This window comes from bacterium (assembly GCA_024742285.1).
In the GTDB taxonomy this organism is placed as follows: Bacteria; Myxococcota_A; UBA9160; order UBA9160; family UBA4427; genus UBA4427.
This window is the reverse complement of record JANSYR010000001.1, coordinates 478,999-493,585: the sequence shown is the minus strand read 5'-3', so window position 1 is coordinate 493,585 and position 14,587 is coordinate 478,999. Positions and strand designations below refer to the sequence as shown.

Genomic DNA, 14,587 nt, shown 5'->3' with positions numbered 1-14,587 from the left:
CTGGATCGGGGAATCCGAATTCCGGGACTTGCGTCTAAGGTGCCTCTTCGTTGCACCCGAGATACGCACAGGACCGCGCGCCCGACGCGCGCGTGCGCGAGGGGCGACCTTGAAGAACTACGACGCCGAGAAGCTCCACTGGATCAAGAACCACGTCCCCCGGAATCGCGACGACTATCTCGAGATCGCCCGTCACGGGAACGTGATGCCCGTCGACTTCCCCCGGACCGTCTATCTCGAGGTCGGTGCCGACTGCAATCTCGACTGCAGCTTCTGCTCGAAGCCGACCCGGAAGAAGTTCACCCGTGAGATGGACGCCGAGACCCTCGCGCGTGTCGTCGACGAGTGCGCCGAGAACGGGGTCTACGGCCTCTACCTCCATCTGTTCAACGAGCCGCTCCTCCACCTGGACCGGCTCCTGCCCGTCATTTCGCGGGCCAAGCAGGGCGGAATCCCGATCGTCGCCGTCACGACCAACGGTACGCCGCTCACCGAGAAGATCATGAACGATCTGATCGAGGCCGGCCTCGACACGCTCCACTTCTCGTTCGAGGGAGCGAACGCCGACCTCTATCGCCAGGTGCGTGGCGCCAAGGCTTCGGTGATCGAGAGCCGGATCGAGACCGCGCTCCGCGTGCGCGGTGAGCACGGCATCCGAAACGACCGTGACCAGCTCGTTCCCTGGATCGCGATCACCTCGGTCCGGACGGACGAGACCGACGAAGAGATCGACGCGTTCCTCGACCATTGGAAGGGCATCGTCGACGACATCGAAATCCGCCCCGCGCTCGGCTTTCTGGGCCGAACGCGGTTCCAGGACTTCATCCAGCCGGAGAAGCGCGCCGCCTGTCGCTATCTGGGCGACCGGATCATCATCGCGGCCGACGGCAACGTCCAGGGCTGCTCGGTCGACGTCGACGGAGAGCTCTCCTTCGGCAACGTGATCGACGGGCAGACGATCCGCGAGATCTGGCACAGCGACGCCTACCGAGAGATCTGGTCCCTGCACCAGTGGCAGGCCTGGGAGAAGCTCCCCGAGCCCTGCCGAAGCTGCGATTCCTGGGACTTCACCGCGACGAAGCGCAGCCGTTTCTCGCAGGAGACGGCACGATGAGATTCGACTTCGAAGGACGGAAGACGGCGGTCACGGGCGCGAGCGGCGGCGTCGGCAAGGCGCTGGTCGAGACCCTGCGCGCCCGCGGCGCGGACGTCACGCCGCTCTCCCGCGGCGACGAATGGGATCCGGCGGAGTTCGACACGGTCTTCCTCAACGCGAGCTTCGGCCTCCTCCAGTCGAGCGCGAGCCCGGTCCACGCCGACGCCCGCGAGATGTGGGAAGTCAACGTCCTCCGCACGATCGAGCAGGCGCAGACGGCCCTCGCCGGCGGCGCCTCCCACGTCCATGTCGTCGGCTCGAATCAGTCGGTCGTCGCCGCACCGACCTTCGCCCTCTACTCTGCGACCAAGCACGCGATCCGTGGCTGGGCCTACGCCTCGGTCCGCGAGCTCCCGGGTCGCGTGAGCGTCAGCTATCCGTGCGGGATCGCGACCAACTTCTTCAAGAACCTGCGCGGCGACCCGAAGATCCTCGCCGACTACCGCTCCCGAGTGGCGGACGCCCAGGCCGACCACGACTCCGCCGAAGACGTGGCGAAGGGAATCACCGACGGCGTCAGCTGCTGCGCCCGCGAGATCATCCCGACGACCTACGCCCTCGACTGGTTCGTCCGCAACGGTGAGAACATCTCGCGCATGTGGCACCCGGGTCTCGAGCAGCCGAGTCGCGACGAGTACGACTGGTGGACCCTGGTCCGCTCACATGCGCTGACGTCTTCGCCGAAGGCGCGAAAGGCGGCCGCGAAGTGCGTCTCGGCGACACCGGCGCCCTAGGTTTCCGCCGGAAGGCCAGCGATCAGGGGGGCGGAAGCCCATCCACCCGACGCGAGAACCAGGCTGAGACCCCCGGAATCCGCCGCTTGGGGCCATGCGGAGGCGCTGTGCTAGCCTCCGCGCCGCTCGGAGGGCGACGAAAACAGTCGCCCCGAGCTCCCGGAGAGATGGCCGAGCGGTCGAAGGCGCACGCTTGGAAAGCGTGTGTAGGGCAACCTACCGTGGGTTCGAATCCCACTCTCTCCGCCATTGAGTCCTTCTTTTCAGAGGCTCTGTGCGCGCTGGTCGTGGAGTCGGCGACTTTGGGGGTGTGTGGGGCGATGTTGCGGGGTGCGCGACTATGCAGCCAACCGGAGACCGCCGGAGAGCGAGGGTTTCGGGCGAACCTGGCCAGGAAATCTCTGTGGCGAAGTCCGGTGGTTGGGAGCTTGCCACCGCCGGCAGGTCCCGCCGGGGATTAGTGTGCCGCGCTTCCCCCTTTTGGCGCACCCATGCGAAGACGCAACTTCGCGGCTGCCGAGATCGTGCCCGCTCCCATTTTCATCGCGGCATAACGACGACGATCACGCTGCTTCCCGCTTGAGACAGCGATTGGAGCGGTTGCAGGCGCGCTCGTGATAGGATCAGGACCAATGCAACTGCGGGGTTCAACGACGGCCAATAGCACTGTTGCGGGTTACTAACCTGTTATGCGGCATTCCGCCGACGCCGTGCTGTAAGGAGACGCGACATGCCGAACGACAAGGACGACCTCGAGGCAGTTCGAGTCTTGGTCGACACGCTAGAGCCGTTCGACGACGACGAACGAGCCCGGATCATTCGATGGGCGTCCGAAAAGCTCGGCACGTCACTTCCTTCTGTTCCCGCTCCGCCGGCAGCAGGTGCCGCTCCCCAAGTCACCCCTGCCGCCACTCCGCAGCTTGCCGCTCCTCAGGGTTCAGACATCAAGACCTTCGTTGAAAGCAAATCCCCCCGAGCCGATACGCAGTTCGCTGCGACGGTGGCGTACTACTACCAGTTCGAGGCGCCTTCCGCTGAGCGCGCCGAGTCGATCGGTACCGATCTACTGCAAGACGCGTGTCGCAAGGCGGGGCGGGCGCGTCTCAACTCTCCGAAAGACACGTTGAACAACACACTTAAGGCCGGCTACCTCGATAAGGCTGGCGAGCGCGGTCAATTCAAGATCAACTCAGTCGGCGAGAATCTCGTCGCGATGGTTTTGCCGGACGGAAGTGCAAGCGCGGCTCCTCGCAAGCCCAAGAAGAAGGGCGCCCGTAAGAAGGCGGCGAAGAAGAAAGCCGCCAAGAAGAAGAAGGGAGCAAAAAAGGCGGCCGCACGCGGGCGCAGATAGATGAGTTCGCCCAACAAGCTCGATCCTAGTGCCGTGGTGGACGAAGCCATCAAGGACCTTGAGAGGCTTAGGCGATCGATAAACAGAGGCACTTCGTTGCAAGTCTCGTCGAGCGCCGAGAAGAACCTCATCCAAGCGACCGCCTACGCGTGGTTTAAGTCGCACAGACCTAATCTGACCACGCGCTCAGACGAGCCCGAGCTCAATTATGTAGACGCTGGATTCCGAGAGCTCCTAGACGCAACTGGTAGGTCAACTACGCGCAGCCGGTACAAGAAGGTTGCCGGTGACCTACGGAAAGATCTAGTCGCACTCCGCTCAGAGCTGATTCAGGACCCAGCGCTTCTGGATGGAAGTGCCGCGATCGTAGATGAGTGTCCGGACTTCTCGCCGCTGGTTTCTGATTCGGCAATGCGGAATATTCTCACGCGACGGTGGGCCGAAACGTCGCTGTGCCTTCAGTCGGGAGCCAATCTGGCATCCGTCGTGATGATGGGAGCTCTTCTCGAGGCGCTACTCCTGTCACGCGTCAATCACGTCCCTGACCTCGCTCCCATTTTTCGATCCGGAGCCGTCCCCAAGGACAAATCTGGAAAGCCGATCCAGCTCAAAGACTGGACACTTCGCCACTATATTGACGTGGCCCATGACCAGGGGTGGATTCGTCAGTCCGCGCGAGATGTTGGCGTCGTGATCCGCGACTACCGCAACTACATCCATCCCGCGAAGGAGCTCTCGCACGGCGTCACTCTTGACGAGAACGACGCCTCGGTGCTGTGGGTAGTCTTCAAGAGTATTGCCGATCAGGTAATTCGAAGCGTCTAGACTGGAACGCCGCATAACAAGCCCCTGAACCTGACAGGGCGTTGGGCGAGCTGGGAGTGGGCCCCGCGGCCTCATCCCGGCTTCGCCGGGAAGGCCGCTCGTGGTACCCTGGCGGCGAACCCGATCAGCTCGAAGCGGGGTTGATGGCGATCCCTGCAGGTTGTGGGCTGATCCGTCATAAGGAAGGCGGCGGACGCTGTGCAGACTGATGAGAAGCTGCTCGGAGTCTTAGCGACACATTCCGATCAGGCGATGTCGCTCCGGGCGAAGATGCATTCCGTTACGGAGCGGACCGTCGCGACAATGCTGATCCTTGCAGGCTGGCTCGTCTCGTCGACTGAGTCGATGCCGTGGGGTGTTCGCGCATCGCTTTCGATCTTCGCGCTGCTCGCGGCCTACGTCGCGTCGGCGATGGTTCGAGCGAACAATCGCTCCTACCTCCGCGTGACGGGAGTCGTGGTCCGCGTGAACGAGGCGTTAGGGCTCTCCGAACTCGAAACCCCGTCCGGCGAGCGTGTCTATCCCGATTCTTGGCACAACACTCCGAACGAACCCGCTTGGAGGTCGTGGTGGCGACACGTCGCAATGATCTGGGCGACGAGCTTGCTCGTCGTGGCGGTGATTTGGTGGCGTTCGCCCGCCGTATAACAAGTCCCTGGGTCTGACAGACCGATTGCGGAGCTTGGAACGCCCTCCATCGCACAATCCCCGCCTAAGAGCGACCTGAAAGCACGGCTTGTGCCATCTGGCGTAGACTGGCTGTACCTCTGAGGCGCCTCAACTGCGAAGTCTGCGGGTTGTGGGCTACTCCGCTACAGGGCATTCCACGTGGCCCCCAGCAAAATCGTACATCCCGCGCATATCGATCAGCTGAAAAGCAACCTTGCTGAGGTCGACAGGCTTCTCGAGATTCACTCCGAGATCGCTGGAAAGACAGTTGGGCGCAAATACAAGGTTGAGGTGTTGAACCGGAGCGCGCTGGTTCTGTTAGTCGCGTGCTGGGAAGCATTCGTAGAAGACCTGGCGACGAATGCGTTCGAGTTCCTACTTGCGAATGCAAACGACCCAAGCGTCTTTCCCACCAAAGTGCGAGTCGCAGCCACGCGCGAACTCAGAAGCCATCCAGACGAAACGAAGGTATGGGAGCTGGCCGGGGACAACTGGAAGAAGGTCCTCGTCAACCACAAACACACAACACTCAAGCGCCACGTTGGAAGGCTCAACACTCCACGACCAGCGCAGATCGACGAGATGTTCTCGGACCTGATCGGTCTTGACAAGCTGTCGAAGAAATGGAGCTGGGCGAAGAACTCAAACGCCGATGTACTCGACAAGTTCGAGAAAATGGTTACTCGGCGCGGCGCTATCGCCCACAGAGTGAGTGAAGGTGCGGCCGTCCACAAAGCTTACGTCCGAAAATCCTCTGATGCCGTCATTCGGGCGTCGTCGGTATCGTCCAATCGAGTTCGGGACCATCTCGAAGTGCAAACCGGTCTGTATCCGTGGGTCAGGATAGTCGCAGGTAGTGCAAGATAGGACGCCGCTTGATATCAACTTCGACGCGCAACACTCGGCTTTAGAATGAGGGCGAGCTCGCGAGCGAAGGCTTCTCAGGCGCCGCACTGTGATTCCCATCTGGAGACTGGGGCGTGTGGAGTTCGCTAGAGCGGAAACGGTCGGCGATTAGGAAGCAGCAGCCGAATCCCTGATTTCGAGCGCCAATCGCTGCCTCCCCCAGATTGCTGGGATATCGATCTTCGACGTCAGCGCTTCCGTCGTGATCTCGATGAAGTCGGTGCCGTCGACGACGCCCTCGACGATCTCTGGCGACAGCCAGGCAGGCGACATCAGCTTTCCAACGTATTGCTCGCTCACTCCTTCAGCCGCAGCAATCTCCGCGAACGATCGAACCCGCCCAGTCGATATGGCCTCGAACCAACACCGTGTTCGGGCGACAGAATTCAAGAGAGCAAGGTCGAGGCATCGGGATCTAGATCGAGTGTCTCCCTTCCGCACGATTCGTCGAGTACTCCGGCGCTTCTGAATTCGAGTCGCGATGTTGAGTCGCAGCAGGGGAATCTCTCGCTGCGCGATCGTTGATATATCGAGCTCGATCGAAATCTTCTCGGACGTGACGTCGACCCGACGAACCATGTCGACAGGATTGCCGCGCCAGCTCGAGAGCGCTCCGAGGGTGCTGGAGATGACGGCGGCGCCGACGCCCTGGCCTCGAAGGAGGTCGCTCATCTGCCTCCGGTCGGAGAGCAGCTCTGCGACCGTCTCGGACACGAGCTTCTCGATATCGCCGGCAGGAAGGCGAGAGATCGAGGAGCATGCGTCGGAAGTCTCAGTTGGCAATGCGGGTCGGGAGACGTAGTGCCGATAGCGTCGCCCGGACTTGACGGTGTGGCTCGGGGTGAAGGGAGCCCCCGTCGCGTCAAACAACTTGCCTCGCAGAAGGCTCGGGCTGCTGCGACGCTCTCCTGCGGGTGCCCCGGCGTTGAGAACCGATTGAGTCCGCTCCCAAGTGGCCACGTCGATGATCGCGCGGTGCTGGCCCTCATAGATCGCACCCTTGTGGCTGATACAACCCGCGTAGATGGGGTTCGCTAGAAGACGATGGATATGCCCGCGGCTGAACGACTTTCCGCCGCTCGTTCGGCCCCGCTTGTCGACATATACCTTGGTCCTGAGACCCAGGCGCGAGACTTCTTCGGCCACTCGTGTCACCGATTTCTCGGTTTCGTAGAGGTCGTAGATTCGGCGGACGATTCCTGCCTCCGACTCCGAGATCTCCAATGTTCGGCCGTTTGACCGGTATCCGAGCGGCACACGTCCGCCCATCCAGAGCCCCTTCCGTTTGGAGGCCGCGATCTTGTCCCGAATTCGCTCCCCGGTGACCTCGCCCACGGACCTCGCGCCCACGCCGGCGATCGACGTGAGCGGGTAGCCGAGCAGGCCGATGAAGACGAAGCCGAGACCACAGGCCCAGGTCGCTTCCCCGCCCTTGCTCATGGCGGTCCGAAGGAGGCGGAAACCCACCGCGGAGTTGACGACGACGAAGATGCCTAGCGCGATCAGACTGGCGACTCGGCGTTTCTCCTGGGCCCGACGATCGACCCGGCGGCCCGACGAATCGACGTTCGGGCACTCGATCTCCGACGGCGGAGGGGCCTCGCTGACGCCGGACGCGCGTCGCGCATCAGGATCGCGTCAAGCTACCGAAGACCTCGTCGGGCGCTGCCTCCGAACGTTCGTCGGTCAGCATCTGCGTATTGTGCGCGAGGCGTTCACAGAGGACGTCGGCCTCCGCGACCCCGCGAGCTTCGAGCTCCTGCGGCAGCACCTTCTCGACGACCGTCGCCGCCTGTGCCGGCGAAAGGTCGGCGGCGATCAGTCCGGCCTGCTTCAGGCAGATCCGAACGGTCCCACGGGCCTCGAGGCGGTCGAGATCCGTGTCGGCTTCCAGGCGTTCGCAGAGCCACGCGAAGACCTTCGACTCGGCCATCGTCTCACGCCTCGCCGCCGACGCGCTCGCGCCGGTTCGCTTCCCGTCGGGGCATGAACGCAAGGAGATAAGCGCCCGCGCAGACGAGCCCCAGGACCGCTTTCACGGCTAGGGACACCATCTTCACACCGGCGACGGACGAGGGGTCGCGTCGCGCGACGACCTGCATCTCTAGCCAGTTGCCACCCAACAGCATCGCGGCGGCCGCCGCGCCGAGCGCGTAGAGCGCGAAGCGGTTCGCCATCGTCGCGTCCGCCAGACCCAGCGTGACGCGCCGCTGCATCATGCGGAAGTAGAGGAAGGACTCGGTCGCCGCCCATGTGTTGCCGACGACCGGCACCGCCAGGTAGACGCCCGCGAAGGCGGTCGCGAACGACCCGTCGAAGCTCGTCGTCCAGCAATGGCCGATTGCGCCCGCGGTCATGCAGACCAGCAGGCCGCTCGACGCATAGCCGGCGATCGCGCTGTCGCGTCGAAACACACGATGGGTGAAGGTGAGCAGTCCGTAGTTCGCGATGATCGTCGCGGCGAAGTGTCCCGCGATGAAGGTCCGGTCGAGGGTGGTCGCTGGATTGCTGGCGATCTCCGTGCGCGACATCGGAATGATATAGAGGACGCTGGCGAGGCCCATCGCGAAGAACAGGTAGGTTCCGATCCATCTCGCCGGTGGATTCTCCGATCGGACACCCAGGCGGAGCAGCCGGGCCCCGATGTAGAGCGACGATAGATTCCACGCGAGCCAACCGAGCCCCGCGGCGCTTTGCAGCATCTCGACCATGCGCTTCCCCCTTCCGCGGATCGCTTCGGTCGAACGCTGGGTCAGATGAAACAAAACGAAGCCACCGGACCGAGTCGCGTTGGATTCGCGGGAATACGGCGCACCTGATGCCGATTTCCCACGGACGACCGGTGGCGACGGGGCCCCGAATCTCGGACTCTCTTGCCCGACCGTCTGAAGCCGTCCCGCGGAACACCGGAGTATCGATGATCACGATCTACCACCTCGCGGTCTCGCAATCGGATCGAATCGTCTGGCTGATGGAGGAGCTCGAGCTGCCCTATCAGCTCGAGTGGTTCGATCGTGGCCCCGACGGTCTGGCCACGGCCGACTACCTGGCGCTGCATCCCGCAGGCACGGCCCCCGTCGTGAAGGACGGAGAGCGACTGCTGACCGAATCGGCGGTGATCCTCGAGTCGATCTGCCATCGCCACGCGGGCGGTCGGCTGACGATCGGGCCCGACCAGGCAGCCTACGAGGACTACCTCTACTGGCTGCACTTCAACAACAACATTCAGGGGCTCTTCTTCGCGTCGCTCGCCCTGGGCGAGCCGGTCGACGGCAGCGAAAACCGGGCAGCCGGCTTCATCGCGCGACGAGCCGATCGCTACCTCCGATACCTCGATCAGCGTCTCTCCGAGTCCGAGTACCTCGCGGGGTCCGAGTTCACCTGCGCCGACATCATGGTGACCTTCAATCTGACGACACTCCCGCCCTTCGGTGGACTTCGCGTCGCGGAGCTCCCGCACGCGCAGGCCTACGTCGAGCGCATCGCGAAGCGGCCCGCCTACCAGAAGGCGATGTCGATCGCGGGGCCGGGCGCGACGCGACCCGGGGCCTGATTCGCACGGACTCACGGAAGCCTCCGGCGCCCAAGCCCCGACGACGGAGCGTGTTCTTCGCCTTCGGGACCGCCGCGCGGTGCGATTGCGAAGGCGACGCTCGCGGCCATGGCCGTGACGCGCCCCCCCCCCCGAAAACCGAGGCGCTCTCGAGCGATCTCCAGCGCGCAGGAGAGCGTCCCTGCGCGATCCGCGCCCGTGTGAAGCGCTTCACGGAGCCCGCGCCGCCTCTCGCCGACCCTCTGCTCGTCGGCGGCCGCCACGGCCGCAAGCACAAGAGGACCGACGCATGCTCCCGTCTCGAACCCGACTCTCCCTCGCGTTCCTCCTCCTTTGCATCGCGCTCCCGCGGCCCGGTGCGGCGCAGAATCTCCCCATCGCGACCTTCCTGACGGTCGACGTTCCGGCGGTCGCCGTGAGCGGCACGCTCACTCTGGACGGCGCGCCGCCCCCCGATTCGGCGAGCGAGCTCGCGACGCTGCAGCTCGACGGAATCGTCGGGCCGCAGACGACGACGCCGGTCGGCACGAGCGCCGATCCCGACTGGGGGCCGCTCTTCCTCGTCCCCGGCACCTATCAGCCGCGCTACGAGCTGAACTACAGCTTCGGGGGCGTGCTTCCGAGAAACGCGTCGGCGCCGGTCGGGCCGCCGATCGAGGTCGACGGCCTGTCCGACGTCGACGTCGACCTGCCCGCGTTGAACGGCGTGCTCGAGCTCTCGCTCAACGGCAGCGCGCTCCCGACCGAGTACGAAGAGCGGGCGACGATCCGACTGCGGAACGTCGAGAGCGGCGTCGAGTCGTGGATCGGAACGACCCACGATGTGCCGATCGCCGTGAGCGTCCTGCCGGGGCGCTACGACGTCGTCTACGAGTACGACCGGGGGGCGGTGCTCCCGCTGAACACCCACGCCGTGATCGCGACCGACGTGGACTTCGCCCTGACCCCGACCGTCGCGATCGACATCCCGGCGTTCTCGCACGCGGTCTCGGCCACGTTGAACGGCGCGGCGTTCCCGACCTCGGCGTACGAGCGGGGCGACCTCTCCCTCGAGAATCCCGAGACCGGCGACCGCGTGCCCTGGGGCCCGACGCACGTACCGGTCGGCGTGCAGCGCGTCATCCCCGGGACCTACGACGTCGTCTACGAACACCGTGCCGGGAGCTCGATCGTGCCGCGGAACCAGCGCGCGGTCGTGGCGACCGACCTCGAGATTGCGCCGCCTCCGCTGCCCAACATGCTGTCGTTCAGCGAGATCGACCTGGTCGCGTACGAGACGAGCGTCGACGCGACGCTCGACGGCGCGACCTTTCCCGCGTCCGCGTACGAGCACGGAATCCTCGTCTTGCTGGGTGAACGCGGCGACGAAGTCACGCTCGGATACACGTCCTCGGACTTCGATCCGGTCTGGGTCGTCGCGGGTGGCTACGACCTCCACTACCGGGCGGTCACCGGCAGCTCGATCGTGCCCTGGAACGAGGACGCTCTGCTCCGCCGCCGCGTGCGGATCCTCGGCCCCTCGACCCTCGAGGTCGACGTCGAGACCGTGGAAATCACCCTCGACTTCCGTCTCGACGGCGCACCCTTTCCCGCCTCGCCCTACGAACGCGGCGACTTCCGCCTCGTGGGCGAGACGCCAGGCGACGTGATCCCCCTCGGCTGCAGCTGCGACCAGCAGGTGACCCTCAGCGTGATCCCCGGGACCTACGATCTGTTCTACGACTACGTGGCCGGATCGAGCATCGTGCCCCACAACGTCGGTCAGCGCGCGGCCTCGGACCTCGCGTTCCTCGAAAGCGCGACACACGCGATCGATGTCTACACCCGGACCGTCGTCCCGAGCTTCACCGTGAACGGAGGCCCCTTCCCGACGCTCCCGGACACCTACGGCGAGATCGTGCTGCGCGGTCCGGAAGGCGGGCACCTCTCGATCGGCGAAACGAACGATCCGGATCCGGATCCGCTGATCGCGATGGTCGGTCCCTACGCGATCGACTACGAGTGGAGGTCCGGGATCTTCGTTCCGCGAAATCCGCAGGCGCGTCTCGGCTACACGAGCGTGCCCGAACCGGGCACGACCCTCGCACTCGCGATCGGCGCCCTGGCTCTCACGGCGGGGGCTCGCCGCGCACGCACGTGAGCGCCCGTCGCCGTCTCCGCATCGATCGGATTCGCGCGTCCTAGAAGCCGCGCGTGACGAAGCTCGCGAAGTACCAGGCGCCCAACAGGATCAGCGGCAACTCTCCGCCATGACCGCTCGGTACGTTCGGGACGACCAGCGTCCCGCCCAGCAGACGCGAATCCCGCGGTCCCTCTCAGCGTCCGTCGCGGAAATGCGGAATCACCTCGCGACCGAAGAGGCGGATCATCTCCGCCTGCTCCTCGAAACGGCCGAGCGTCGAGTACTCGTCCTCGTGGGCCGGCATGCCCGCGCCGAAGGCCGCGTGCACGTGATGGCAGCCGGTCTGCGATCGATAGCGCTCGATCTGCGCGATCACGTCTTCGGGCGTGCCCCAGAGCAGCCGGTCGCCGGCGATCTCTTCCGGCGTGATCTTCTCGCCGCGGTCGAGTCGCTCGAACAACGCCTTCTCGACGTCGTCTTCGGCGGACTCTCGCCAATGGACGAGCAGCCCCTCGATGTAGCGAGGCAGGATCTCCTCCTCGATCTTGCGCCGATCCGTTCCGATCCACGCGAAGCGCCTGAGGATCCACTCCGGCTCCCTTCCGATCCGCCGACACGAATCGCGGTAGACCGAGAGGCAGGTCTTCGCACGACCGAGGGATTGGACCGGACCGCAGAGCCATGCGTCGCCCAGGCGCGCCGCACGGTCGACGGCGGCATCGACCACGCCTGCGACCCAGAGAGGAGGGCGTGGCGACTGCACGGGGCGGGGGTGGACCGTCAGCTCGGGGAAGCTCCAGAAGCGCCCCTCGAAGGCGACGTCGGTCTCCGTCCAGACGCGCCTCAGGATCTCCAGGGCCTCTTCCATGCGCGCGCCGCGCTCGCGGAAGTTCGAACCGTGCACCTGATACTCGAGAGGCCACCAGCCGGAGCCGACGCCGAGCGAGATCCGCCCGCCGGAGATCTGATCGATCGTCGCGACCTGCTCCGCGACGCGCACGGGGTTGTGGACCGGGAGCTGGAAGATCCCGGTCCCGACGCGCAACGTCGTCGTCCGAGCGGCCACCGCGGCCATGAACGTCAGGGGGTCGCTCTGATTGCCGGGCAGGAAATGATGGTGACCGATCGTGGCGGTGTCGAAGCCTTCCTCTTCGGCCAGACGTGCGAGCGCGAAGGTCTCGTCGTAGGGATCGGCGCGCTCGGGGTGTCGGATCGTCGGGAGCGAGAGTGAGAAGCGCATGGAAAGCTCCGAGCGGGGGCGAGGGTCGCGTCGCGGGCCGGCACTGCCTCGTGAACGCGTTTCAGCCAATCGCTCCGACGGTAGCTCGGCCGCCGGAAGGGGCTCGCTGTCGCGCCCTGGGTCGGGCGCGTTCTCCGCTACCGTGGACGTCCGACACGAGGAGGTGTCCGCATGGGCGAGGAATCGGCCTTCGTCTACGACCCCTACGTCGCGGAGTTCCAGGACCGCGCGCACGCGGTCTACCAACGGCTTCGCGACGAGCATCCCGTCTACCACAACCCGGAGCGGGGGATCTGGGCGATCTCCCGCTTCGAAGACGTCTGGAACGCCACCCTCGACGTCGAGACGCTCACGACCGAGGGCATCGAGGAGGCGCAGAGCCTGCTCCCGATGCTCAACTACCTCGACCCACCCCGCCACGACCGCCTGCGCACGCTCGTCTCGCGCGCGTTCACCTTCCGGCGGGTCGCCGCGATGGAGGATCGCGTGCGCGCGATCGCCCGGGAGCTGCTCGACGGTCTGGCGGGGCGCGATCGCTGCGAGCTCGTCGAGGACTACGCGACGCCGCTGCCGGGGCGCATCATCGCCGAGATGATCGGCGTCCCGCCCGAGCGCCGCGAGACTTTCCTGGGTCATACGCGCCGGATGCTCACGACGAATCCTTCGCTCAGCATCGCGGAGACGATCGAGGAGCCGTCTCAGCGGATCTACGAGGAGTTCGGACGGTTGCTCGAGGAGCGCCGGCGACACCCCGCCGCCGACCTGATGAGCGGACTGCTCGCCGCGGAGCTCGACGGCGAGACGCTCTCCGACGAGGAGATCCTGGGCTTCTGCTACCAGCTGATCGTCGCCGGCAACGACACGACGACGTCGTTGATCGGGAACGGCGCCGTGCTCCTCGCGCGACACCCCGATCAGCAGAAGCTCCTCGCCGAGTCACCGGATCGAATCCCTGCGGCCGTCGAGGAAATGCTCCGCTACGAGACCCCGGCTCAGGCGCTGCCGCGACGTACGCGTCGGCCCCTCGAGCTCCACGGTCGCCGCGTGCCGGAAGGCGAGCGCGTATTGCTGGTCTGGGCCGCGGCGAACCTCGACGAGCGCGAGTTCGAGGAGCCCGAGCGCTTCGACGTGACGCGCAAGATCACGCGCCACCTCTCGTTCGGACACGGACTCCACTTCTGCCTAGGCGCCTCGCTCGCGCGGCTCGAGGCGCGGGTCGCCTTCGAAGAGCTGCTCGCACGACATCCCGACTACCGACTGCTCGAGGAGCCCGGCTGGATCCATTCACGCTGGGCTCGCGCGCACGGGGAGATCCACCTGGCGCTCTAGACGGCGCCCCCGCATCGGGAGAGCGAGCGATGGAACGCAAGGAACCTGTAGCGGCGGGCGGCGTCCACCACGTCGTGTGGTGCGTCGCGCCGGAGCGCTTCGAGTCGGTCAGACGCTTCTGGGAAGAATCCCTCGACGTTTCCCTTCACGAGATCGACCTCCCCGACCTCGGGCTCCGAGTGCTGATCTCCTGGCGCGCCGGCATCGAGATCATGACGCCCGCCTACGCGAGCGGCCTGATGGTCGACGCGGCACGGGCCTTCCTCGCCGAGCATGGAGACGGCGTCTACAGCGTGGTCTACGACGTGAACGACCTCGACGCGCGGGTCGCCGCGCTCGAAGCGGAGGGCCGGCGCCTGCTCTTCCGCGAGACGATCTCGGCAGACGAGGTCGACGCCCGACAGCTCTCGGACGGCGAGCGGTTCTCGATCCGGCAGGCCGGCTTCGACGAGTACTGCGGTCTGCGCCTCTGCCTGCAGGAGATCGTGCCGGAGCCCTGAGGTGCGGTCGGCACCGCTCCATCCAGTCGACCGCCCCCCATGGCCGCGGAGATCCCTGGTCCGGGACCGACATGGCCCGGGTCTGCCCACCGCGCCTCCGGTCGACTCGCCTCTGCCCGCTCGCCGTGCGGCGCGCGCCGGTGACGCGTTGGTGCGTCGAAGCCTCCGGTCCTCTAGGTTCCTCGGTCCCACACGGAGGAGT

At 65.5% G+C, this 14,587-nt stretch carries 14 protein-coding genes and 1 tRNA gene; 11 read left to right on the top strand and 4 right to left on the bottom strand.

Features of this window, described 5'->3' with window-relative positions; all coding sequences use genetic code 11:
* Positions 1–109 precede the first annotated feature (109 nt).
* From NXI30_02175 to NXI30_02145, 7 genes are all read left to right on the top strand, one after another.
* Positions 110–1,114, top strand: a complete 1,005-nt coding sequence (locus tag NXI30_02175; GenBank protein MCR9093000.1) for a radical SAM protein — start codon at positions 110–112, stop codon at positions 1,112–1,114.
* A complete protein-coding gene (locus tag NXI30_02170; protein ID MCR9092999.1) occupies positions 1,111–1,890 on the top strand; it encodes an SDR family NAD(P)-dependent oxidoreductase in 780 nt (259 codons plus the stop codon). The genes NXI30_02175 and NXI30_02170 overlap by 4 nt, the downstream gene beginning before the upstream one ends.
* A 161-nt stretch (positions 1,891–2,051) precedes the next feature.
* Positions 2,052–2,139, top strand: a tRNA-Ser gene (locus tag NXI30_02165).
* 481 nt (positions 2,140–2,620) lie between these two features.
* Positions 2,621–3,241: a hypothetical protein gene (locus NXI30_02160; GenBank protein ID MCR9092998.1), complete on the top strand. Its 621-nt coding sequence runs from the start codon at positions 2,621–2,623 to the stop codon at positions 3,239–3,241.
* Positions 3,242–3,277: 36 nt separating this feature from the next.
* A complete protein-coding gene (locus NXI30_02155) occupies positions 3,278–4,066 on the top strand; it encodes a hypothetical protein (GenBank protein MCR9092997.1) in 789 nt (262 codons plus the stop codon).
* A gap of 198 nt (positions 4,067–4,264) precedes the next feature.
* Complete coding sequence (locus tag NXI30_02150; GenBank protein ID MCR9092996.1) at positions 4,265–4,714, top strand: hypothetical protein; 450 nt, start codon at positions 4,265–4,267, stop codon at positions 4,712–4,714.
* A gap of 180 nt (positions 4,715–4,894) precedes the next feature.
* Positions 4,895–5,602, top strand: a complete 708-nt coding sequence (locus NXI30_02145; GenBank protein ID MCR9092995.1) for a HEPN domain-containing protein — start codon at positions 4,895–4,897, stop codon at positions 5,600–5,602.
* Positions 5,603–5,749: 147 nt separating this feature from the next.
* Here the strand turns inward: NXI30_02145 and NXI30_02140 are convergent, their stop codons facing one another.
* The 3 genes from NXI30_02140 to NXI30_02130 all read right to left on the bottom strand — a co-directional run bounded on the left by NXI30_02140 (position 5,750) and on the right by NXI30_02130 (position 8,352).
* Positions 5,750–7,081: a recombinase family protein gene (locus NXI30_02140; GenBank protein ID MCR9092994.1), complete on the bottom strand. Its 1,332-nt coding sequence runs from the start codon at positions 7,079–7,081 to the stop codon at positions 5,750–5,752.
* Positions 7,082–7,268: 187 nt separating this feature from the next.
* Positions 7,269–7,574 carry a hypothetical protein gene (locus tag NXI30_02135; GenBank protein ID MCR9092993.1) on the bottom strand — a complete coding sequence of 102 codons (306 nt, stop codon included), beginning with the start codon at positions 7,572–7,574 and terminating at the stop codon, positions 7,269–7,271.
* 4 nt (positions 7,575–7,578) lie between these two features.
* On the bottom strand, positions 7,579–8,352 hold the full coding sequence (locus NXI30_02130) for a hypothetical protein (protein MCR9092992.1): 774 nt from the start codon (positions 8,350–8,352) through the stop codon (positions 7,579–7,581).
* Positions 8,353–8,558: 206 nt separating this feature from the next.
* On the opposite strand from NXI30_02130, the gene NXI30_02125 reads away from it, so the two are divergent.
* Together NXI30_02125 and NXI30_02120 are read left to right on the top strand one after the other, a co-directional pair.
* A complete protein-coding gene (locus tag NXI30_02125; GenBank protein ID MCR9092991.1) occupies positions 8,559–9,194 on the top strand; it encodes a glutathione S-transferase in 636 nt (211 codons plus the stop codon).
* 289 nt (positions 9,195–9,483) lie between these two features.
* The gene (locus NXI30_02120; protein ID MCR9092990.1) at positions 9,484–11,334 is read left to right on the top strand and encodes a PEP-CTERM sorting domain-containing protein; all 1,851 of its coding nucleotides are present in this window, start codon (positions 9,484–9,486) and stop codon (positions 11,332–11,334) included.
* Positions 11,335–11,509: 175 nt separating this feature from the next.
* Here the strand turns inward: NXI30_02120 and NXI30_02115 are convergent, their stop codons facing one another.
* Positions 11,510–12,556: an LLM class flavin-dependent oxidoreductase gene (locus NXI30_02115; GenBank protein ID MCR9092989.1), complete on the bottom strand. Its 1,047-nt coding sequence runs from the start codon at positions 12,554–12,556 to the stop codon at positions 11,510–11,512.
* 171 nt (positions 12,557–12,727) lie between these two features.
* On the opposite strand from NXI30_02115, the gene NXI30_02110 reads away from it, so the two are divergent.
* Positions 12,728–13,885 (top strand): cytochrome P450, encoded by a 1,158-nt coding sequence (locus NXI30_02110; protein ID MCR9092988.1) that lies wholly within the window; start codon positions 12,728–12,730, stop codon positions 13,883–13,885.
* 29 nt (positions 13,886–13,914) lie between these two features.
* Positions 13,915–14,385 (top strand): hypothetical protein, encoded by a 471-nt coding sequence (locus tag NXI30_02105; protein MCR9092987.1) that lies wholly within the window; start codon positions 13,915–13,917, stop codon positions 14,383–14,385.
* Positions 14,386–14,587: the final 202 nt, after the last annotated feature.

Coding starts and splice junctions, on each gene's coding strand:
- NXI30_02105 (MCR9092987.1), top strand. CDS start 13,915: ATGGAACGCAAGGAACCTGTAGCGGCGGGCGGCGTCCACCACGTCGTG.
- NXI30_02110 (MCR9092988.1), top strand. CDS start 12,728: ATGGGCGAGGAATCGGCCTTCGTCTACGACCCCTACGTCGCGGAGTTC.
- NXI30_02115 (MCR9092989.1), bottom strand. CDS start 12,556: ATGCGCTTCTCACTCTCGCTCCCGACGATCCGACACCCCGAGCGCGCC.
- NXI30_02125 (MCR9092991.1), top strand. CDS start 8,559: ATGATCACGATCTACCACCTCGCGGTCTCGCAATCGGATCGAATCGTC.
- NXI30_02130 (MCR9092992.1), bottom strand. CDS start 8,352: ATGGTCGAGATGCTGCAAAGCGCCGCGGGGCTCGGTTGGCTCGCGTGG.
- NXI30_02170 (MCR9092999.1), top strand. CDS start 1,111: ATGAGATTCGACTTCGAAGGACGGAAGACGGCGGTCACGGGCGCGAGC.
- NXI30_02140 (MCR9092994.1), bottom strand. CDS start 7,081: ATGAGCAAGGGCGGGGAAGCGACCTGGGCCTGTGGTCTCGGCTTCGTC.
- NXI30_02120 (MCR9092990.1), top strand. CDS start 9,484: ATGCTCCCGTCTCGAACCCGACTCTCCCTCGCGTTCCTCCTCCTTTGC.
- NXI30_02160 (MCR9092998.1), top strand. CDS start 2,621: ATGCCGAACGACAAGGACGACCTCGAGGCAGTTCGAGTCTTGGTCGAC.
- NXI30_02135 (MCR9092993.1), bottom strand. CDS start 7,574: ATGGCCGAGTCGAAGGTCTTCGCGTGGCTCTGCGAACGCCTGGAAGCC.